22 protein-coding genes and 1 riboswitch are annotated in these 21,564 nt (G+C 43.8%); of the genes, 13 read left to right on the forward strand and 9 right to left on the reverse strand.

The window, feature by feature from the left end; translation table 11 throughout:
* Nucleotides 1-429: 429 nt before the first annotated feature.
* Together C6P11_RS05825 and C6P11_RS05830 are read left to right on the forward strand one after the other, a co-directional pair.
* Entirely contained in the window at nucleotides 430-1,761 is a 1,332-nt protein-coding gene (locus C6P11_RS05825; RefSeq protein WP_135519468.1) for a dihydrolipoyl dehydrogenase family protein, read from the forward strand.
* A gap of 105 nt (nucleotides 1,762-1,866) precedes the next feature.
* Nucleotides 1,867-3,006 (forward strand): MFS transporter, encoded by a 1,140-nt coding sequence (locus C6P11_RS05830; protein ID WP_135519470.1) that lies wholly within the window; start codon nucleotides 1,867-1,869, stop codon nucleotides 3,004-3,006.
* A gap of 123 nt (nucleotides 3,007-3,129) precedes the next feature.
* Here C6P11_RS05830 and C6P11_RS05835 read toward each other — a convergent pair whose 3' ends face one another.
* Both C6P11_RS05835 and C6P11_RS05840 read right to left on the reverse strand, forming a co-directional pair.
* Nucleotides 3,130-4,080, reverse strand: a complete 951-nt coding sequence (locus C6P11_RS05835) for an AEC family transporter (protein WP_135519472.1) — start codon at nucleotides 4,078-4,080, stop codon at nucleotides 3,130-3,132.
* A 24-nt stretch (nucleotides 4,081-4,104) separates the two neighbouring features.
* Entirely contained in the window at nucleotides 4,105-5,730 is a 1,626-nt protein-coding gene (locus C6P11_RS05840) for a malolactic enzyme (RefSeq protein ID WP_135519474.1), read from the reverse strand.
* Between the two features lie 131 nt (nucleotides 5,731-5,861).
* Between C6P11_RS05840 and C6P11_RS05845 the strand changes: the two genes are divergently transcribed.
* Both C6P11_RS05845 and C6P11_RS05850 read left to right on the forward strand, forming a co-directional pair.
* Nucleotides 5,862-6,740, forward strand: coding sequence for a LysR family transcriptional regulator (locus C6P11_RS05845; RefSeq protein WP_135519476.1), 879 nt, complete (start codon nucleotides 5,862-5,864; stop codon nucleotides 6,738-6,740).
* 97 nt (nucleotides 6,741-6,837) lie between these two features.
* The gene (locus C6P11_RS05850) at nucleotides 6,838-7,572 is read left to right on the forward strand and encodes an SDR family NAD(P)-dependent oxidoreductase (protein ID WP_135519478.1); all 735 of its coding nucleotides are present in this window, start codon (nucleotides 6,838-6,840) and stop codon (nucleotides 7,570-7,572) included.
* Between the two features lie 62 nt (nucleotides 7,573-7,634).
* Here C6P11_RS05850 and C6P11_RS05855 read toward each other — a convergent pair whose 3' ends face one another.
* Both C6P11_RS05855 and C6P11_RS05860 read right to left on the reverse strand, forming a co-directional pair.
* Nucleotides 7,635-9,194 (reverse strand): APC family permease, encoded by a 1,560-nt coding sequence (locus C6P11_RS05855; protein WP_245299800.1) that lies wholly within the window; start codon nucleotides 9,192-9,194, stop codon nucleotides 7,635-7,637.
* Between the two features lie 173 nt (nucleotides 9,195-9,367).
* Complete coding sequence (locus C6P11_RS05860; protein WP_135519482.1) at nucleotides 9,368-9,835, reverse strand: hypothetical protein; 468 nt, start codon at nucleotides 9,833-9,835, stop codon at nucleotides 9,368-9,370.
* Nucleotides 9,836-9,951: 116 nt separating this feature from the next.
* Nucleotides 9,952-9,996: riboswitch (PreQ1 riboswitch) on the forward strand.
* A 7-nt stretch (nucleotides 9,997-10,003) separates the two neighbouring features.
* Between C6P11_RS05860 and C6P11_RS05865 the strand changes: the two genes are divergently transcribed.
* A complete protein-coding gene (locus C6P11_RS05865; RefSeq protein ID WP_135519483.1) occupies nucleotides 10,004-10,501 on the forward strand; it encodes a QueT transporter family protein in 498 nt (165 codons plus the stop codon).
* Complete coding sequence (locus tag C6P11_RS05870) at nucleotides 10,501-11,238, forward strand: 3-oxoacyl-ACP reductase (RefSeq protein WP_135519485.1); 738 nt, start codon at nucleotides 10,501-10,503, stop codon at nucleotides 11,236-11,238. The genes C6P11_RS05865 and C6P11_RS05870 overlap by 1 nt, the downstream gene beginning before the upstream one ends.
* 39 nt (nucleotides 11,239-11,277) lie before the next feature.
* Here the strand turns inward: C6P11_RS05870 and C6P11_RS05875 are convergent, their stop codons facing one another.
* The 3 genes from C6P11_RS05875 to lepA all read right to left on the reverse strand — a co-directional run bounded on the left by C6P11_RS05875 (nucleotide 11,278) and on the right by lepA (nucleotide 14,163).
* The gene (locus C6P11_RS05875) at nucleotides 11,278-11,838 is read right to left on the reverse strand and encodes a transcriptional regulator (RefSeq protein WP_003608358.1); all 561 of its coding nucleotides are present in this window, start codon (nucleotides 11,836-11,838) and stop codon (nucleotides 11,278-11,280) included.
* Nucleotides 11,839-11,880: 42 nt separating this feature from the next.
* Nucleotides 11,881-12,207 (reverse strand): DUF898 family protein, encoded by a 327-nt coding sequence (locus C6P11_RS05880; protein WP_135519487.1) that lies wholly within the window; start codon nucleotides 12,205-12,207, stop codon nucleotides 11,881-11,883.
* Between the two features lie 174 nt (nucleotides 12,208-12,381).
* Nucleotides 12,382-14,163, reverse strand: a complete 1,782-nt coding sequence (lepA, locus tag C6P11_RS05885) for a translation elongation factor 4 (RefSeq protein ID WP_135519489.1) — start codon at nucleotides 14,161-14,163, stop codon at nucleotides 12,382-12,384.
* A gap of 208 nt (nucleotides 14,164-14,371) precedes the next feature.
* Between lepA and C6P11_RS05890 the strand changes: the two genes are divergently transcribed.
* The 7 genes from C6P11_RS05890 (at nucleotide 14,372) to C6P11_RS05915 (ending at nucleotide 20,566) form a co-directional block, all read left to right on the forward strand.
* The gene (locus tag C6P11_RS05890; protein ID WP_135519491.1) at nucleotides 14,372-14,641 is read left to right on the forward strand and encodes a helix-turn-helix domain-containing protein; all 270 of its coding nucleotides are present in this window, start codon (nucleotides 14,372-14,374) and stop codon (nucleotides 14,639-14,641) included.
* A 130-nt stretch (nucleotides 14,642-14,771) separates the two neighbouring features.
* The gene (locus tag C6P11_RS05895; RefSeq protein ID WP_135519493.1) at nucleotides 14,772-16,103 is read left to right on the forward strand and encodes an APC family permease; all 1,332 of its coding nucleotides are present in this window, start codon (nucleotides 14,772-14,774) and stop codon (nucleotides 16,101-16,103) included.
* A 276-nt stretch (nucleotides 16,104-16,379) separates the two neighbouring features.
* Entirely contained in the window at nucleotides 16,380-17,273 is an 894-nt protein-coding gene (locus C6P11_RS05900) for an SLC13 family permease (RefSeq protein ID WP_245299801.1), read from the forward strand.
* Between the two features lie 66 nt (nucleotides 17,274-17,339).
* Entirely contained in the window at nucleotides 17,340-17,498 is a 159-nt protein-coding gene (locus C6P11_RS10965) for a hypothetical protein (protein WP_167849539.1), read from the forward strand.
* A gap of 222 nt (nucleotides 17,499-17,720) precedes the next feature.
* The gene (locus C6P11_RS05905; RefSeq protein ID WP_245299799.1) at nucleotides 17,721-18,791 is read left to right on the forward strand and encodes a hypothetical protein; all 1,071 of its coding nucleotides are present in this window, start codon (nucleotides 17,721-17,723) and stop codon (nucleotides 18,789-18,791) included.
* A gap of 23 nt (nucleotides 18,792-18,814) precedes the next feature.
* The gene (locus C6P11_RS05910) at nucleotides 18,815-19,930 is read left to right on the forward strand and encodes a serine hydrolase domain-containing protein (protein WP_135519497.1); all 1,116 of its coding nucleotides are present in this window, start codon (nucleotides 18,815-18,817) and stop codon (nucleotides 19,928-19,930) included.
* A gap of 117 nt (nucleotides 19,931-20,047) precedes the next feature.
* On the forward strand, nucleotides 20,048-20,566 hold the full coding sequence (locus tag C6P11_RS05915) for a GNAT family N-acetyltransferase (RefSeq protein WP_135519499.1): 519 nt from the start codon (nucleotides 20,048-20,050) through the stop codon (nucleotides 20,564-20,566).
* A 46-nt stretch (nucleotides 20,567-20,612) separates the two neighbouring features.
* On the opposite strand, the gene C6P11_RS05920 is transcribed toward C6P11_RS05915, so the two are convergent.
* Both C6P11_RS05920 and C6P11_RS05925 read right to left on the reverse strand, forming a co-directional pair.
* On the reverse strand, nucleotides 20,613-20,975 hold the full coding sequence (locus tag C6P11_RS05920; protein ID WP_432430733.1) for an IS30 family transposase: 363 nt from the start codon (nucleotides 20,973-20,975) through the stop codon (nucleotides 20,613-20,615).
* A 287-nt stretch (nucleotides 20,976-21,262) separates the two neighbouring features.
* Nucleotides 21,263-21,564 (reverse strand): integrase core domain-containing protein (locus C6P11_RS05925; protein WP_167849540.1); only part of this gene is annotated, 302 nt, incomplete at its 5' end.

A 21,564-nucleotide genomic window follows, 5' to 3' on the forward strand; every position in this document is an offset into this window, starting at 1 on the left:
TGAAGCGTTATTTTTGATTGCCCAAGAAGCCAATGCAATTCTAAATTCCGTAGTAACTTTTGGCGGATTGAACAACACATCTGGCCCATGTGTTTCGTAGGCTGCAATGAGGAGGTCGAATGCCTTTTAGTCCAGACCATAACGTCTCGCTATCGACCTTTTGCTGTCTACTCCTAGAAAATATTCCTGGATAACTTTAAATTTTGTTTGTTTTGAAACTCTAGTCATAAAGAAAACCCCGAAAGTTAAAGTAACTTTCGGGGTACACCACATTATCTGGGGTGTTTTTTTGCGCCATTTGTCAAAAACTTCTAAAGAACAAGCAGATAATATGCATTTCACTTACAATTTAGATACAATGGATGTGTCCCGTAGGTGAGAGACACGGGACACCGAAAATCGCATATACACCCTTTAGGAGGCAAGAACATGGCAAACTACGATTACGATGTGCTGTATATTGGATCAGGACACGGAACGTTTGATGGTGCAATTCCATTGGGAGCGAAAGGAAAGAAGGTTGGTGTTGTTGAACAAGATTTGGTCGGAGGAACCTGCCCAAATCGTGGTTGCAACGCGAAGATTGTCTTAGATTCACCAGTTGCAATGCAACGTCACTTGGAAGAAGTGCACGGTATTGTAAATGGCGAGACGACAATTGATTGGGCGGAAAGCCAAGCCCACAAGCATGACGTGATTGATGGCTTGCCAGCCTTCATTCAAGGTTTGATGGATTCAACAAATGTTGATGTTCTATTTGGTCGCGGTACGTTGGCTGATGCCCACACTGTGATGGTAAACGGTGAAGCGAAGACTGCTGATAAGATTGTCATCTCTACTGGGCTTCGTCCACACCGTTTGACGATTCCTGGCTCAGACTTGGCGCACGATTCAGAAGACTTTTTGAATTTGGCGGATATGCCTGAACGACTAACAATTATTGGTGGTGGTTACATCGCCATGGAATGCGCCACAATGGCAAATGCAGCCGGTGCAGATGTTACGGTTATTTTGCGTGGTAAGCAAGCTTTGAAGGCTTATCACCAACCATTCGTTGAACAAATCATCGCTGATTTGGAAAAGCACGGCGTGACCTTTATTCGTGAAACAGCCGTTGAAGCCATTGTGCAAGGGGCTGAAGGTTTGGTCGTTCGTGGCCAAGACTTGAACATCGAGACTGATTGGGTCCTTGATGCAACTGGTCGCGTACCAAACGTCGAAAACCTTGGTTTGGAAGAAGTGGGCGTTGATTACACGCCAGCCGGTATCACGGTGGATGATTACTTGCGTACGTCAGTGCCAAATATCTATGCGTCTGGGGATGTAATTGATAAGGTGCAACCAAAGCTAACACCAACGGCTGTCTTTGAGTCACTGTACTTGATGCACACATTTGCGGGTGAAACGACCGATCCGATTGTTTATCCAGCAATCCCATCAGTTGTCTTCACGTCACCACGTTTGGCTCAAGTAGGTGTAACCGTTGCCGAGGCGGAAGCCAACCCTGAGTTGTACACAATCGAGACAAACCACATCCCTGATGATTGGTATCGTCAAGTTGACAAGGAAACGATTGGCGACAACGTCTTAATCTTCGACAAGGCCCACAAGCTTGTCGGGGCAACTGAAGTGTCAAACAAGGCCGACGATGTGATTAATACCTTGTTGCCAGCCATTGAATTTAAGTTTGGCCCCGCTGAAATTGAGCGAATGGTTTACCTATTCCCATCAATTTCATCATCTGCATGGGGTCAATTGTAATAGTGCAAGTCATAACACGAGATCTGGTGTCAGGTCTCGTGTTTTCATATTTTAGACATACTTTTCACGTAAACTATCGATAATTAGCGTACTTAGGAGTTACTCATGACAAAACCTGTTAAAATCGGAACATTCATTATTCTGGTGAACTTTCTAATCTATATCGGGCTTGGTTTGCCAGATGCCATTATGGGGAGTGCTTGGCCGGCTGTCCGCCAAACATACCACGTGAATGTTGATTATGTCGGATATCTAACGATGATTAGTCTGGCGTTTTCATTTATTTCGACGTTGCTCTATCCAAAACTCGCTAAAGCGATGACGATGGCATCAATTATGCTTGTGAGCATGGGGTTTGTCATGATTGGTATTCTCCTGTTGCTTTGGGGAGAGGCCACAATTCTGCTTATTTTGGCGTCTGTGGCGTTAGGATTAGGACAAGGGGCAATTGATATTGCGGTTAATGACTATGCCGCCAAGCACTTCACAAGTGGTTTGATGAGCATTTTACATGGTATGTACGGTGTTGGCGTTACGCTGAGTTCGCTAATCCTTGCCATCAGTTTGCTATTCCCAACTGGCTGGCGCATCGGTGTCCTAATCATTGGCGTCTTGCAATTGTTGATTATGATGTTTGTTTATCAAACCCGCCGAGAATTCGCCGAAAAAGACAATGGTGTTGATACAGTGACGGAGACTAGCGGTAAATTGCGTGGGGCTGACTGGTTGCTACCAATCTTCTACTTTTTCTATTCAGTTGAACTAGTTGTCGGTAAGTACTTGTCTAGTTATGCCGTGGATCGCTTGAAGCTCTCAGAATCATTAGCAGCGAATGCCACAACGTTATTTTGGGCAGGATTGATGGTCGGTCGTTTCCTAACCGGATTAACAACGAAATGGTTCTCAAACAAGCAATTGATTTTGGGTCACATCGTGCTGACATTTGGTGGGATGGGGCTACTATTTGTACCGAATACAGCAGTGCTACTGTTCTCTAGTTTCGCGATTGGATTGGGACTCTCAGCGCTCTACCCATTGATGATGATGGTGCCGTATGAACGCCACGATGATCAAACGGCCAAGTTGATGGTTAGTCGCAACCTAGCGTTTTGCCAAGCCGGTATGGTGGTCTTACCACTAATCACTGGTTGGGTTTATCAAGCATCAGGGGCAACAACCATGCCGGTAATTGGGTTCGCATTGGTTGCAGTTATGCTCGGACTAACTGTGAAAATCCTAAAATAATAACAAAAAAGACCTCGGAACGACTATTCCGAGGTCTTTTTAATAGGTGATGTGACATGCACTAGTTTAGTAAAAGTGTTCTGCATGTTCGTTTGCGCACAGGCCACATCCCTAATTTTTTAATTACAACATCGTGATGATTTGCATCAAGATTGGCACAACAATCACGAATAGGACAGTAGACGTCGTGACAACGTTTGTTGCGTATTCAACGTCACCCTTAGCTTCACCAACCAAGATAGGCAACACAGCCAATCCAGGGGCAGCTGCTTGGATAATCAACGTACCTTGCTCAACTGATGGAATGTTCATCGCACCCTTAAACATCATCATGATAACAATCATAACGGCAGGAGCGAAGACAAAACGACCAAGCAAAGCAACGATTGTATCGCGATCGAAGTGGATTGACTTCAAACCAGCATCAGCCAAGACGATACCAATGTAAATCAATGACAATGGCGTTACGACACCACCAACCATTGAGAACGTCTTATCAACCAACGTAGGCAAAGGCAAATCTAGCAACAACCATACCAAAGCCACGATAAATCCTAGCAATGGGGCAGGCAACAACTTCTTCCAGTTGAACTTCTTGTCAGCGACCTTAGGACCGTCGTTTTGGATGAAGAAGATACCGATGGCCCACGTTGAAACCGTATTAGCCAAGTAGTAAACCAAGAAGAATGACAATGAGTGTTCACCAAACAATGCCAAGTTCAAAGGCAAACCAATGAAAATCGTGTTGGCATTAACGAACATGTTAATGAACGTTCCGCGACGACCCTCAGGCACCTTCATAATCTTTGTCAAAAGCCAGGCTACTAGGTAACCAAAGGCGAAAGAAATAATCACAAAGATCAATGAGCCAGAAAGTGAAATCAACTTAGAACGGGTCAAGTTGTCCAAAACACCAACGAAGATGTTCAAAGGCAACGCAACCTTCATAATCAAGAATTCGATATCGTGCTTGAATGAGTCTTGGAACTTACCACCATTGCGGAGGAAGTAACCCAAAGCAATCACGAAGATAATCTCAACAACAGATGAGATTGAAGTTAGCAATGCAGACATTTCCCAAATATCTCCTATATTCGATTAGTATTCAGGCGTCCATTGAGCAGCCTTAACAGCAGCTTCAACGTCGTCAATTTCAACTTGGTTCAAACCTTCAGCAATTGCTTGCTTAGCCACGGCAACCGCAACACGGAATGACATTTCTGACAAACGTGAAACAGGTGGCAAAACAGGGGCACCAGGTTGTGAAGCATCGACCATACCACCCAAAGCGTGGGCAGCGGCTGAAATCATACCATCTGACAAGACCTTAGCCTTAGCAACAATCGTACCCAATCCCAAACCAGGGTAAACCAACATGTTGTTAGCTTGTCCGATTTCGTAAGTTACGCCGTTTGAAGCCGTAACAGGATCAACAGGCACACCAGTTGCAACCAATGCCTTACCGTCTGACCACTTGATCAAATCATCTGGCATTGCTTCGTGCAACTTCGTAGGGTTTGACAATGGGAAGATCTTTGGGTGATCCGTGTTAGCAACCATTGCTTCAACGACTTCCTTAGTAAATGAACCAGGGTTAGTTGACGTACCAACCAAAACAGTTGGCTTAACAGCCTTAACAACTGACAACAAATCCGTCAACTCGTCAGCGTTCTCAAATTCTGAACGTGAACGGGCGAATGGCTTTTGCTCAGGCGTCAACGTTTCGTCATCGTCGAACAACAATCCTTGACGGTCAACCATGTAGAAGTGCTTACGAGCTTCTTCTTCTGACAAACCTTGTTGCATAAACTCAGCCAAGACACGGTTAGCAATACCCGTACCAGCTGAACCACCACCGTACGTCAAGTACGTTTGTGACTTGATGTCTTCACCAGTAATAGCCAAGGCACCCAAAACAGCTGACGTTACAACGATTCCAGTACCTTGAATGTCATCGTTAAACGTTGGCCAATCATTCTTGTACGTGTTCAAAATCTTCGTTGCCGTTGAACGACCGAAGTCTTCGAAGTGCAAGTACATCTCTGGGAACAATGATTGCGCCGTCTTAACGAACTTATCAATGAACTCAAAGTATTGGTCACCACGAACACGTTCGTGACGGTTTCCCAAGTATAGTGGGTCTTCCAACAATTCCTTGCGGTTCGTACCAGCATCAACAGAAACTGGCAAAACTGAAGCAGGGTCGATACCAGCGGCAGCCGTGTAAACCATCAACTTACCAACGGCGATATCAACACCTTGAACACCCCAGTCACCGATTCCCAAGATACCTTCAGCATCAGTGGCAACCAACAACTTAATGTCGCGGCCATCAGCAGCGTTCTTCAACGTTGCTTCGATGTTCTCTGGGTGGTTGATGTCCAAGAACGCAGCGTTTTGTGGGTTCACAAACAATGCTGAGTAGTTTTCAATCGTGTTTGCGATTGTTGGGTCGTAGACAACTGGCATGAACTCAGCAACGTGTTGATCTACCAAGTAGTAGAACAACGTGCGGTTCGTGTCGAACAACGTTGAAAGGAAAATACGCTTTTCAACGTCGTTAACCTTTGTTAGGTATTGGGCATAAGCTTGATCAGCTTGCTCTTGAATCGTTTGAACATGGGCTGGCAACATACCAGTCAAACCAAGTTCTGCACGCTCTTCCTCAGTAAAGGCAGTACCCTTATTCAAGAAGGGGTTGTTTAAAATCTCTTGTCCACGCATGGTGTAAACATCTCCCTTAAATCTATAAATAATTTCTTAACGGTGCCCAATCTACTACCTATAAATTTTTATAGTCAAATTAAACAGATATGATAAAATTTATGTATAACAACGAAAGAAGGGGTGTCGCAATGAACTTTAAAGACCTGTCTTACTTCTCTGCCCTGGCGGAGTTAAAGCAGTTCACAGCTGTGTCAGAGCAGTTTGGTGTCACACAACCAACTATTACGTACGCCATCAAGCGACTCGAAGAAGAGTTTGATAGCGAATTATTAGAACGACATGCGTCAAAAAAATCAGTGGAACTCACGCGAACCGGTGAACTGGTTTTGGACTTGGCCAAGCAGATTCAAAGTGAAATTGCGTTTACCAAGGAAGAAGTTCGCCTGCATTCTTTGAAAAAGTTACGTTTTGGTTTGCCACCAATTATCGGAACTTACTATTTTATGCCGGTAACCCGTCAGCTAGCTAAGCGTCATTTGCTGCTGAACTTCGAAGCGGTTGAAATGGGTAGTGCGGATTTAATGGCTCAAATTGCTGACGGAAAACTAAAATTCGGTTTGGTTGCTTCTATTGATCAAGTTCATATTCCTGGCGTTGTCGCTCAAAAGGTCGCATCATTTCCATTTGTGCTTGCGACAACAAATAAAGCTTTACCAGATGAAATGTACTTTGAAGACGTCGCTAACGACGATTTCATTCTGTTGAACGAAGGTTTCATCCACAGTCGGGTGTTTAAAGAGCTGACGAGCAGCACCGAAACATTCCCACGTATTCTTTACACAACTTCAAACGTCGAAGCTTTAAAAGGCGTGGTGAAGGAGGGGCTAGGAATGACCTTGATAACGACGTTAGCCCTACAGGAAACTGATCGCGACATGCACTTTATCAAGTTATTAAATGACGACGTACCAACGTTTGACATCTATCTGCTAGCTCGTGAAAGCGTCCATGTCAACGACGCCCGTGCTGACATCTTGCAGGTTATCCGCGAATATACTGATAAATAAGCGCTCATTCACTTAAAAATGTTCCCTTTTTGCAACACTCGCGCGCCGAAAGCAGGTATGATAGCCATACGAATTAACGAAACAAGAGGCAAATAATATGTACGAGGGTAAAGTTATTTTGGTCGCCGGTGGAACCGGGGCCGTTGGTGAGGGCATCGTCAAGTATTTAGCAGAGAATGGCGCAACCGTACTAGTGCCATCTCGTTCTGAAGAAAAAGCGTTGGATGCATTAGGATTTGTTGATCAACCATTCCGTAAGAACGTGTTCTACTTGTTCGGTGATATTTCAAATGAAGATGACGCACAAAAGATGCACGATGTGATTGTTGATAACTTCGAACAACTAGACGGCATGGTGTCATCACTTGGCGGTTGGTGGCAAGGTGCTGCCTTGACTGATATTACTAAGGCAGAGTGGGAAGAATTGATGCAAGGCTTGTTGACGGCTCACTTTGTTGCCAGCAAGACGTTGATGCCATTGCTTCGTCAAGGTGCGAACTACACGTTTATTAGTGGTGTTTCCGCAGAAGACGCTGCTTTCAGTAAGTTCTCAGGTCCAGTCGCACCAGCTGGGGCAGCCGCCCTCATGATGAGTGAGCTGTATGCTGTCGAGATGGCTGGACGATTCAACGTTAACTCATTGATTCTTGGCCCAGTTAACACACGTGTTCGTCCATCTTTGTACCGCAAGGATAGTTATGTAAAGTCAAAGATGGTTGGTGAACTAATCGGTGCATTGCACTTTGAGAACACTGAGTCGATGACTGGCCAACGTTTGCGTGTGCCTGACGTTGATGCCGCTAACGAGTACTTGACCAAGTGGCGCGCTTAATATTAAAAATAAAACTCACATTAAAAAATGCCGGATGACTTGAATCATCCGGCATTTTTCAGTTACTTTTTAACTTTCACTTTCGCATTAACGCGTTGCGCTTGCTTAAAGTATTTGGTCATCACGTGACTAACAGTTCCCCAATAATAGAACAACAGTGAGCCAGCAATAATGACCATGAAATCAAATGGATAATGAATCCAATTTTGACCGTTAAATTCTTTCGATCCGATGTATGACATGATTGAGATAAAAATCAAATAACCAATCATCCAGAAACTACCTTCAAACGCACGTTTCGTCTTGTTGAAACCAGTGCGCCACTCGTAGTAAAAGTAGAAAGGCAATCCGAGCAAGATAACTAAAATAACTTGAACTGTCGTGGGCCACATCGCCCAGTAAGTCGCAAGTGATGCCAAAACAAACGATAGTGGCGCCATAATTTTTAGAATCTTACCGCGGAATGGGCGATTAAACTCAGGCGCCATTTCACGTAATGAAATAACTGTGACGGGGCCAGTTAGGTAGGCAATCAACGTTGACGTTGAGATAACACTAGCTAGCGTTCCCCATGAACGGAAAATAGACACCATCAGCATACTGAGAATGGCATTAACCACCATCGCGATACGTGGTGTACCGTATTTTTCGTTAATCTTACCAACGAATTTTGGAATATGGTTATTAGAAACCATGGCCGCCAACGTAGGACTAGATGACGCTACGAATGAGACCCCAGTCCCAAATGGTGAAACGAAAACATCCATGTACAACAACACTGAAAGCCAATGAATACCAAGCAAAATTGCCAAGTCAGCAAACGGTGATGCAAAGTTAATGCCATGCCAACCGCTAGCTGCAATCATGTCAGGCTTCAAAGCTGTGATAAAAGTGCTTTGAAGCAGGATGTATAACACACCACTAATTAATAACGAATAGACGATACCGCGACCGATGTTTTGCTTAGGGTTTTCAATCTCACTTCCCATGTTGATAACCGTTTGAAAGGCGTTAAATGAAAAGATAATCCCCGAAACAGTCGTGGCTGCAAAGATTGGTGCTGTACCATATGGCATAAACTCATGTAATGATGTCCCGTAGTTTTCTGGGTGAAAACCCGACATCGTCAACATGATGATCGTTAGCAACGGTACCCCAATTTTAAAGACTGAGATTAAGCTCGTAAAGTTCGTTAATAGCTCCACCGACCAATAATTCAGCAACGTGAACACAGCGATGAAAAAGAAAACAGCTAACAATCCTTCTGATGTAATTGACCCGTTCGCCATGAAGCTCTGCGTCCATTTTGCCCATGACCAGGGCCATGAACTCATATACTGAACAGCTGCGACTGACTCAATTGGAATCAAAGTAATTAAAGAAGTCCAGTTTGCCCACGATGCAATGAATCCGAGCAATGATCCGTGGGTATACTGTGCGTATTTACTCATTCCACCAGATTGGGGGAACATCGTACCAAGCTCAATATAGTTATAGGCGATTGTTCCGATAACAATACCGCCAATTACCCAGGATATGATAGCGGCTGGACCTGCAACTTGAGAAGCTTCCCAAGCACCAAATAGCCAACCTGAACCAATGAGAGAACCAAGTCCCAACATAACAAGCTGGAATAACCCGATTTTCTTGGTCTTTTTTGAATTTTTCATGTGACCTCCTCGCACATGTACGAGTAACAGCTTACCAAAAGTTCACATATAAATCTAATTTCCGGAACTAAAAAAGCCTGATTTTTAGGACAACCAGGCTAGGCAACTTATGCTATTAATATAATTTAAGCTGCATCTTCTTGACGCCAAACGAGGTCGGATACGCCATTCACAAGTGGGCGAACCACGAAAAGCAATAGTGGAATCGCGAAGAGTAGCGTGTGGGCCCATTGAATAAAGTAGGAATGAATCAAGTGATGCGTGTCGTAGTGGTGGGACATGTACAACCCGTAGAATGACATAATCGAAACGTTACCAGTGACAATGAACACTGCCATCGAGTGACGACGCGGAATTAGGCGACTGAACCAAGCTGGCAAGACATTGTGTAGCTTAACAACCAATGGCAAAGTCACGTTTTCCTTCAATAGGAACGCTAGTATGAACGTCAACGGTACAATAGTTAGTGTCGCAAGAATTGTTTTCTCATGCCAACCTGCAACCCAAGTACCGTTCCAAATACTAATTATCGTCACCATCATCAACGTTGTGACGATACCCAAAATAAATGATCGTTCAAAAAAGCGTTTCATAAAAATCCTCCATGGAAAAAATAAGTGTTTTTCCAAATTACCATAACTAGGAGAAGTTTAACAAGGTTGTCCTGAAAAACGCTTATTGCCGATAAGGAGTGATTTTGCTATGCTGTAGGTTAGTGGTTCGTAACCATCCCACTCAAAAAAACTAGGAGAGAATTAAATATGGACACGAAAAAGCGCTCTTTTTCAGCGCGTGATATTTCACTAATTGCCGTTATCGCAGCTTTATATGCTGTCGCAACTGTGGCTTTGCCATTTGCCTCATACGGCCCATTCCAACTACGCTTTTCTGAAGGCTTTAACCATTTGGTCGTCTTCAACAAGCGCTACATCATCGCTTTGACGATTGGTGTATTTATTGCCAACATTTGGTCACCATACGGCATTGTCGACATGATTGTCGGTACAGCTGGGACATTGGCTATGACCACGATGTCTTACTTTGCCACGCGCAAGGTTAAGAGCGTGGTTAAGCGACTAGCAATTAGTACCGTTATCGATGCATTAATGATGTGGGTTATTGCCGCCGAGTTGTACTTTATGGCCAAGACGCCATTCTGGGTAACATTTGCTTGGACAGCCCTCGGTGAGCTAGCAGCTTTGATTATCGGCGCTGTTATCTTCTACATTTTGAGCAAGCGCGTTGATTTGGAAAAGTAATGATTACACAAGATTATAAAAATCAAACCATTTTGTTAACTGGGGCTGCATCAGGGATTGGATTGGCCCAGTTAAACACCTATTTAGATGCTGGGGCGACGGTCATCGCAATTGATAAGCAACCAATACCGGTTACGCACGTTCGTTTGACACCATATCAACTAGATTTAAGTGATATGACCCAGCTAGGCGAGTGGATTGCGTCGCATAACGTCGAACTAAGCACTGTTGATATCTTTCTCAGCACCGCTGGTGTATTAGATGCATTTACACCAGCCTTAGACACCGACTTTGCAGCTATTCAACAATTGATGAACGTCAATGTTAACGCTGCTGTACAATTAAGTTTGGCTCTCTTACCACACATGGTGATACGCCAAGCTGGACAAATGGTGTTCATGGCCTCAATCGCCGGGCAAATTGCTGGTGGCGGCGGGGCAGCTTACACGATGTCAAAGCACGCCTTAGTCGGCTGGATGAAACAATTGGCTTTGGATTATGCTGATCAAGGCGTTCATATTAACGCGATTGCGCCCGGTGCCATCAACACACCAATGAATGCGGCTGATTTCGCCGGCGATGGTGCAATGGCTAAGCAGGTTGCTGCTGAAACCCCCGTTAAACGTTGGGCAGTTGCGCAAGAAGTTGCTGATATGACGTTATATCTCACGAGTCCAGAATCAAGTTATGTGCAAGGACAAGTGTTTACCATCGATGGTGGGTGGACAATTAAATAGCATGCCAAAAAGGAGACCTCATACGAGATCTCCTTTTTTCTACATAACAGTCATGTTGACCAAGTATTCGAAATACATCAAATCTGGTGTGACATCAACCATAAAATTGTCGTTTTTGTACAACAACAAGCGCCAATCGCTAATTTTGTCGTTGTTACGCTCATCGATAAATTGGTTCAGTGAGCCATCATTGTTTAACAAGATATAGCCAGCGTATTCATCAAGTACAGCCGGCAAGTCAGTCGTACGACGTTCAATCTTGGTTGTGCCGGGTTCATACAAGGCAATCGTGAACTCACCGATTTCTGGACGCGTGTTATCAAAGTACCACTTAAACGCCATCAAATCGTTCATCGTTAGACCAATATTCATTAAGTAGTCCACACTGAGGCGGAAGTGGATTGGCTCAACCATGTCAGGTAGGGCTGGCACGTGGAATTTATCCGCGTAATATTCAGAAAAACGTTGCCACATCAAGATTTCAGGCTGCTTTTCCCCTGATTCATAGGCGCGTAATTCATCTGGTGACAGTTGTAGTGCAGTGCTTACTTCAGTGGTTCCCAATTGAAAGAACTCACGAATCGTTTGTAGATTATTCATGCCACTATTATATAGCAATTTTTTGAATTGTCATATCTGGGACTAATTCAAAAAACGCGTATTCTTAGCTTTCCAATCTTCCAATTTGATACCAACCCAAAATCCATAGATACCTAGCGTAATAATCATCAGTAATAACCACTTGATCCAATTGCCAAATAGACCAACCGCAGACCCGTTAAACTGCATGCGGTGACCGTCAATAACAGTGTGGTTAATCTTCCAACCGTACACCATCACTAATGCCCAAGGGTATAGAATACCAGCAGAGAACACAGTGACAATAAACCCTAAAACGCTCCAACCAATTAGCGATAGCAAACCACCATCAAAAAACGATTGACGGCCAAACTTAGTTTCTGGTCCCATAAAAATACTCCCGTAGCTTTTTACATCAGTCCAATCTGGACATGAATACACCTAGTGTAGAAAACCATGGTATGTAAATCAAGCCGTTTTTCAGTCAAAATATATACTCTCATAGCAGAAAACAATAAAGCCTCGAACGCAACTTAATTTAAAGTCGTGTTCGAGGCTATTTGATTAATTACTATTCATGTCCAAAATGGCGTCAAAGACTGCTTGTGGCAATTCGATGTCGCTCTTCTTTTGACCTTGACGGCGCAATTGTTGTTGCTTCTTTGAAACCTTGGTTCCAGAAGCAGCGGCCTTACGTAGCGGTGGCACATCGGCACGGGCGATGGCACGACCTTCAACGATGGCTTGAACTGGCATTGATTGCAACTTGCGTGGAATCAAATCCTTCAGCTTAGACACAATTTCAGTTCCGACACGATCAACCTTTGAGCGGTGCATAACGAAAGTCAATGCATCAACCTTAGCGTAGTCAACCGCAATATCGATTCGAACCAAATCTGACTCTTGGTATGAATCAAACTCCGTTGAAAGGGTAGCAAATCCGTGTGATGCTGACTTCAACTCATTGAAGAAGTCATAGGCGATTTCTGAAATTGGCATGCGGTAGGTAACCATCAACATTGAACCAATCGTTGCCAAGTCCACCAATTCACCACGACGACCTTCAGCCAAGCGCATAATGTCGTTCAACATTTCGTTTGGCAACGTCATCTTAGCCAACATGTAAGGCTCTTCAACCTTCACAATTTGACCGTAATCAGGGAATTGGATAGGGTTTTCAACGTAAATTGGCTCGTCTTCATTCTTAACCGTTACGCGGTACGTTGAATTTGGCATGGTTGTCAAAACATCAAGTCCAAACTCTTCTTGCAAACGTTCACGGATAATTTGCAAGTGGAAGATTCCCAAGAATCCACCACGAAATCCCATCCCCAAAGCCTCAGATTGCTCTGGCTCATATTGGAAGGCGGCATCATTCAAACCAAGCTTCTCAATACCAATCTTCAAGTCCTTAAACTCACTACCACGAGGGTAAAGACCGGCATAAACCATTGGCTCAACGTCTTGATAACCAGGAAGTGGCTCGGCAACCGGATCATTAGCCAGCGTAATCGTATCACCGACACGAACCGCCTTGGCATCCTTGATACCAGTCACAATAAACCCAACATCCCCAGCCTTAAGCGTATCAAGTGGCGTCATCAAAGGTGAGAAGACACCCATTTCTTTGATTTGTGACTTAATCTTGTTGGCCATGAGCAACACGTTGTCTGAAGACTTCAACTGACCATCAAACAAACGCACTTGAACAATAACACCCTTGTAAGGATCGAACTTTGAGTCAAAGACCACAGCCTTCAACTTACCCGTTTCATCACCTTGTGGGGCAGGGATACGGTCACGAATCGCTTCTAGAACCGCATCAACACCCAAACCACTCTTGGCTGAAATCTTGAGGATATCTTCTTCCTTAAATGACTCATCCAAATCAAGCAATTCTTCAATGGTCTTATCAACTTCAGCAGCCATGTTATCAATCTTATTAACGATTGGAATAATAACCAGGTTGGCAGCCTTAGCCAAACGGTAATTAGCAACCGTTTGGGCTTGCACACCCTTAGTGGCGTCGACCAAAAGTAACACACCATCAGTTGCTGACAATGAACGTGAGACTTCATAGTTAAAATCGACGTGGCCTGGGGTATCAATCAAGTTATATTGATATTCAGTTCCATTGTTATCAATGTAGTAGTTTCGCACAGTACGAGACTTAACCGTGACACCGTGGGCCTTTTCAACACTCAAATCATCAAGTAGTTGGGCTTCAGTTTCACGTTCTGATACTGTGTTTGTCATTTCCATAATACGATCGGCCAAAGTAGACTTACCGTGGTCGATGTGCGCAATAATTGCAAAATTGCGAATTAAATCTTGTCTCGTTGACATTATTTCTCCTAACATTCCCAAAAATGTATCTTACTGATTGTAACATTTTGCAACCATGAGAACAAAACCGTGTCAACATCGGTACGAAATTCTTTGTTTTTTTCGGAAAGGACCCTTAATTGTTTATTTTTAATTAGTTCATTAAATGCTAATATAAATCTCATGAAGGAAAGAAAGCGTCTATTATACAAACACGGGGGATGTAGATATGGAATACTCTACTGGTGAAATGGGCCCAAGCACCTTGCATTACACGTTCGAAAAAGCCAACGCTGCAGATTTTGCAGTAAACGGGGTGGCTGAAGTCGTACAACCAAAAATTAACGACAAACTTATCGAACACTATCTAGATTTGTGCGAACGTCATCCAACTTGGACGTTTGGCCAGATTGCAAGTGGCTTGCACGTCGATGCAGCAACTTTGCGGCAACTAGAAACAGTCACAAACAGTAAATTACGCTCTGCCAAAGTCAGGTAGTTGCTAACGCTCGAACTAATTTCGGGCGTTTTTTTATTTTTTAGATAATATATGTCCCGTATTCCTTATCTTTTTACAGCAGAACCTGGTATGATAGACATTATTGAAATTTTTAAATAAGGGGCTTCCAATGAACGATCAAAACAAACTGAATCGTACAATGACGCTTTTGCCAGCCATTTCGACTGTCATGGGAACTGTTATTGGAGCGGGTGTCTTTTTTAAAGCATCTAGTGTTGCACAATCTACTGGTTCAACCAGTATGTCTCTATTCGTTTGGATTTTGGGTGGTTTGATTAGTTTGGCTGCCGGGTTGACCGGTGCTGAACTCGCTGCCGCATTGCCACAAACTGGTGGAATGTTGGTCTACATCGAACGAGCCTATGGTAAGTTACCAAGTTACTTGCTAGGTTGGGCACAAATTGTTGTGTACTTCCCAGCAAGTGTGGCAGCGAAGGGGGTTATCTTCGGTACCCAAGTCGCCAACTTGTTCCACTTGCCAACGAGTGCGATTATTCCGGCAGGAATCATTGCTGTTGCATCAGTCTTTTTGATTAACTTGCTTGGATCTAAGATTGCTGGACAATTCCAATCAATTACGTTGTTCTTTAAGTTAATCCCATTGGCATTGATCATCATCTTTGGTTTGCTACAACCAGGTGGTGTTGATGTTAGCTTGTTCCCAGTTGAACCAGGTTCACAGGCCGGTTCATGGGCTACGGCTGTCGGTGCCGGACTTTTGGCCACGATGTATGCCTATGATGGATGGATTCACGTTGGTAACATTGCCGGTGAAATGAAGAACCCACAAAAGGACTTGCCACGTGCAATCGCCGGTGGGTTGATTGGTATCATGGTCATTTACTTGCTTGTTAACTTTGTTTACTTGCACTCATTGCCATTGTCAGCTATCTCAGGAAATGAAAACGCCGCTAGTGATGTGGCGCAACACATTTTCGGTGGCTTTGGTGGTAAGTTGATTACGATTGGTATCTTAATTTCAATCTACGGTACGCTAAACGGCTACACGATGACGGGAATGCGTTTGCCATATGCCATGGCCTTGGAAAACGAGTTGCCATTCTCAAAGCAATTGGTTAAGTTGAACCGTTACCAAATCCCATACGTGGCTGGTATCTTCCAACTTGTTTTGGCTATTGCTTTGATGTTTATCGGTGGTTTCGACATGCTAACTGACATGTTGATCTTCGTTATCTGGCTATTCTATACGTTGGTATTCGTTGCCGTTATCAAGTTACGTATTACCGAGCCTGATTTGCCACGACCTTACAAGGTGCCATTGTATCCAGTCGTACCAATCATTGGTATCGCTGGTGGGGTATTCATCATTGTCATGACATTGATTTCAGAGTTCCAACTTGCCATGATTGGTCTGATTTTGACTCTAGCCGGATTGCCATTGTACTTCTACATGCAATCACGCAAGCGTCGTCAAAACTAAATCACGCAAAAAACAGCAGATTAATTGCCAAACGGCAGTTGGTCTGCTTTTATTTTTGCCGTATACTAATACTCTGACTATAAGAAAAGTGGGGCGTCTTATGCCAACATTCATCAAAAAAATACTATCTGACAAAACTTTAGCGATTACGACTATCTTGAGTGTTATCGCATTACTATTTGGCCAAGTGGCGTGGACGGATATCAACGTTCATACAATTGTGGCGTTGGCCGCCTTGTTGCTACTAGTCGGTGTGTACGAGCGAACTGTGTATTGGTGGCTATCGCGACGACCATTATCCAAAAGAGTCGCACGACGCGCCAAGTTATTTTAGTGACGTTGTTGCTGTCGTTCTTCGGATCAATGATTTTCACCAACGACGTGGCCATTCTAACGCTCGTACCAATTTTTGTGACCATCGCCCGCAAACTTGAGCTAAAGATGGTGTTACCAGTCATCTTTATCACGATTTTTGCGAACCTAGGCAGTGCGTTCACACCATTTTGTAATCCACAAAACTTGTATCTGGCATCACACTATCATTTAACGCTAGGGCACTTTTTGCAACTGTCACTACCAATCGGCGTGATTAACTTGGTGTTCTTGTTACTCAGTCCGTTTGCCTTTAAAAACGACCCAATCAATGACATCGAACTAACTGCAACCCCATTAGAAAAGCGGACTGTTATCATCTTGGTGATTAGCACACTGTTGGTACTAGCCGGCATTTTAAATCTCTTCCCAATCTGGGGTGCCTTGTTAGTCAGTGTCATCACGGCATTGCTCCTTAACCGCCAAACATTTGGTCAAATCGATTATGGCATTCTACTGATGTTCGTCGAGTTCTTCGTCATTGTGGGGGCGCTCAGTCGCATTGACTGGGTATCAGACATGATTAAACTTGGCATGACGACACCGGCGATGACATTTATCACGGGGGCCATCTCCAGCCAATTCATCAGTAACGTACCGGCAGCCGTGCTGTTGTCAAACTTCACGAGCCACGTTTCACCATTGTATCTTGGGGTGACAACTGGTGGATTAGGCACATTAATTGCATCGTTGGCCAACTTACTCGCTTGGCGCCAATTTGCGCAACACACGAGCGATCAATCATGGCATTTCCCATTGCGCGCGATGCTGATTAACGGCGGACTACTCATTATCTAATTGATTATTGGGTTGCTACTGATTATGCTAAAACTTAACTAACAACGCGTCAATGGAGGTGGCACTATGCAAGGACTACTATTACCGTTAATCGGCCTAATTTTGTTGGCCATCATCACATTTTTTGTCACATTGGCCGGCAAGCACCGTCGTCCGCAGCTACCAAGCGAGCGTGAGTTACAGCAAGCTGAATTCAAAGAAAAGCACGAAAACAAAGAAAACTGACAGCACCTTAAGAAAAGGTGTGCTTAAAACCGCAGCAATCAACGCAATCTCGTTCCTCTTGTATAATATAAGGGTTAATAAAAAGCGAGTAGGTTTTAGGATATGCGAAAAAACGTCAGTATCATTTTTAGCGTCCTCATAATCATGGGGGCGTTTATTTTTTGGGGTCTCACGACGCATCAACATATTAGTTCCGACTTAAGCCCCGTTAAAAGCGATGATGTGAAGGTGCCTTACGGAGGTGCCTCTCAACAACCATTGTATTCAGATAAAGAATTTTTGAATCGCATGTCACCTTATCCAGTGATGCATGATGATTTACAATATGCGATTGCATTGCCTGGTTTACAAGGGGCCTGGTCGCTCAAAGCTGGTCAAGCATCTGTCGATAAGCACCAACTTATTAAGGTCGACACTTTGGACCCACAGGGTATCGCAGTTAGTCGTAATGAAATTTTTATCTCTGCCTACGATCATGCACCCAAAGCAAATTCAGTCATCTATGTTCTCAATAAATGGACTGGTCGTTATATTAAGACTTTGGTGCTCCAATACCAAGATCATGCTGGTGGCATTTCATATGATCCTGATCATCAATTGCTTTGGGTAGCTGGCCACAACGGTAAAGACTCTGTGCTATACGGCATTGCGCAGGCGGATATCGATAACTATGATATTCGCACCAAGTTGCCCATTGGATATCAACAGGATTTCACACTTAAAACGGCTATTAACGCCTCAACTGTGGCTTACTATGATGGGGCGCTTTGGGTTGGGTACTTCACCCGCAGCGGTTTGGGAAATATTCAAAAGTTTGCGATTAACGGGGACTCCAATGCAACGCTGATGGTCGGACAACCAGTTGGTGATAAAGATCCATCAATTGTGGCGGGTAATAAGCTATACGAAAGCGTCCCTGAGTTGCAAGGCATATCTGCGAATAGCAGCCATGTGATGATTACATCGTCATTTAGTAATGCGGACTCTAAGTTGGTTCGATTCGATAAAGGCGATGACGGCAAGATGACTAATGGGATGTACGTCACCATGCCACCATTTTTAGAAGGTGTTAATTACGATGGGGATATCGACCGTTTTTATGCCTTGTTTGAAAGCGCAACACCGGTGTACCGAATCAAGACGAAGGCGGTAGTTGATCGTATCGTTTACATCGACCCTAAAACATTCAATAAGTACGCCTTACCTTATAAAGAATTGCGTAATCCACTTGGCTTTAACTTAGCTACGAACACCAGTCAGACACAAAATCCAGCGTGGATTTATCACAAATAAGCGTTAGTCATGAGGGGGATAACATGAAACGGCTACATTTCGGCATCGGTATTGCTGTCATCACGATTGTCGCAGTGGGTGCTTTTATTGGTTTGAATGAACCAAATAAAGTGGCCCAAGAAAAAGCACCAACCACCAAGCATCAAAAGCCTATAAAGGTTGATGTCAATCAAACTGTTGCGCCATCAGGTGCTTTAGGGACTCAGATTGATCAACAGGTAAAGGGGAGTCATCATAGTGGCACACTCTTGGTTGCCCAAAACGGCAAAATCATCATCAACCAAGGATATGATTTAGCCAATAAATCAGCAAATACGCCTACAACTGCAAAATCACTATACGGTATCGCGTCAATTCAAAAGAATTTAACAGCCATCCTAGTCATGCAGCAAGTTGCAGCTGGTAAAATTCACCTAACAGACAAAGTAAGCCAATATTTGCCAGAATTACCCGACGCCGACACGGTCACTGTACAACAGTTGTTGAACATGACAGCTGGGTACAACCAGGTTGGTAAGACTGAAGCCAAGTTGGATGAAACCGGCTATGTTGATTTTGGACTCAAACATCTAACCATGGATCAACGTGGCGCCTGGTATTATTCAGCGGGCAATTACGTCGCCTTGGTTGGCATACTACGTCAAGTGACTGGTAAGTCATACGAACAACTACTAGACAATACTTTTAAAAAGAACTTTGCCATTGACTACACGAACTATAATGATTTCATCACTAGTCCTAATCGTGTTGAAAATTACGGGACTGATGGTAATCCATATTTCGACAACCCAAGCATTTTCAATCGCGAAGTCGGCACTGGTAGTATTGAAATGACGGCTGGTAATTTATACAAGTTGTTGCATGAAGAACTAGCTGGTAAGTTGATTAATAAGACCTTGCTGCAACAGATGCTTGTGACCGGTCCGAATGAAAACTATGCCGCCGGGATGTATGACGATGGTAATGCGTACTGTCTCCATGGTGTTTTGCTAGGGTTTGAACCTTCCGTTAAAACGACCAAGGATGGTAAAACGATGGTCATTTGGTTAAGTAACGAGAATAAGGCGCAGACCAAAGAAAACTACACAATGGTCAATCAACTCTTTGACATGGTAACTGCTAAGCCGGTCACACAATAATACGTAAACAAAGCTCACCGTAATTGGTGGGCTTTTGTTTTAGGGGTTTTGATTGGTAATTCGCTAATACTCATCGTTATAATAATGGCAATAATTGTTATGGACGAGGGGAATGCAATGATAATACGACCATTAGAGAAAGTAGACTTAGAGTTTATCTATCAACAAGAGAACACCCGCAATGCGATGGCATTGTGGTTTGAGGAACCTTATTCTTCATTTGACGAGTTAAGCCTGCTATACGATAAACACATCTTAGACCAGAGCGAACGACGTTTTATTGTTCAAGAAGATGACGGCACGCCGGTTGGTGTTGTTGAGATTATGGATATCGATTTGCTGCATCGAACTGCTGAGATTCAGGTATACATCAACAGCGCTTTCACTGGAAATGGCTATGTCACAAAGGCAATGGCTTATGGTGTGCGTTATGGGTTTAACAACTTAAACTTACACAAGCTATACCTGTATGTTGATGTGAAAAACGCCTCTGCGATTCATATCTACGAGAAGCTAGGCTTCCGAAAAGAAGGGACGTTGATCGAGCAATTCTTTGCCGAAGGGCAATATCACGATTCTTATTTCATGGGGATGTTGCATAACGAATACCGCGATTGGGTTGCTAACCACCAATAATTTTTCGCCCACATTAAGAATGTGGGCTTTTTACTATGGTGAATTGTCAATTCAACCGGAACACTTGAGATAAATAATATTCTTTAGCCGATCTCCAGCCGAAAAGCTTTCGAGGTCGGCTATTAATTTGCTCAACCATTTGTTCAATGTATTCGTCTGAATAATCTTCGATTGCAGTCCCTTTAGGGACGTACTCACGGATTAGCCCATTTGTATTTTCGTTGGTCCCACGTTGCCATGGAGCGTGGGGATCAGGAAAGTAAAACTGGACATCGAATTTCTTTGTTATCTCATCTTGCGCACTGAATTCATTTCCGCGGTCTGGAGTTAAAGTCTGTATCTGACTGGTTGGAAGGGAATCTAGCATTGAACCTATGATTCTCGGCGCTGATGTCAAGATTATGGACAGGTTTTTTCGGCACCGAGAGGTGCCGGACTCCGAAAATTTTTCAAAACCCGGATTTCAGCTTAAAAAGGCGTCATTTCTCGGTGTTTTTGTAGGTAGAACAGGGCCGAGACCTGCCGGTGAGAAAAAAACAGGTGGTATAGATTGTGAACCATCCGGATTTCACAAGTTGTATCGTGCAACAAATAAGCCTTCACAAGGCGAATTTTTGAAATTCACAAGTGACGGCTTATAAACGGCGTCGTGCCGGTTAGTGCCGATAACCGTGATTAAGTAAACCAGACATTGGTCTAGGCGGCCTGAAGCCAATCAGTGCGTGAGTTGATGCGACTGTTGTTGTACCAGTTCACATACCACTCGACAGACATCCGGACATCATCAATGGTCCTGTACTCTTCGTGATAAATCATTTCGCGCTTGATGAGCGAATGGAAGCTCTCGATACGAGCGTTATCGTAAGGATGCCCCTTACGGGAGTAAGAGTGATTTATTCCAGAGTTTTGTAATGTTCCTTCGAACAGGCTAGAAGTGTATTGGCTTCCCATGTCGCTGTGAATCATCTTTGGCTTACCGTTGGCTCTTAGAGCCTTAA

Source organism: Weissella confusa, from assembly GCF_004766315.1.
In the GTDB taxonomy this organism is placed as follows: Bacteria; Bacillota; Bacilli; order Lactobacillales; family Lactobacillaceae; genus Weissella; species Weissella confusa_A.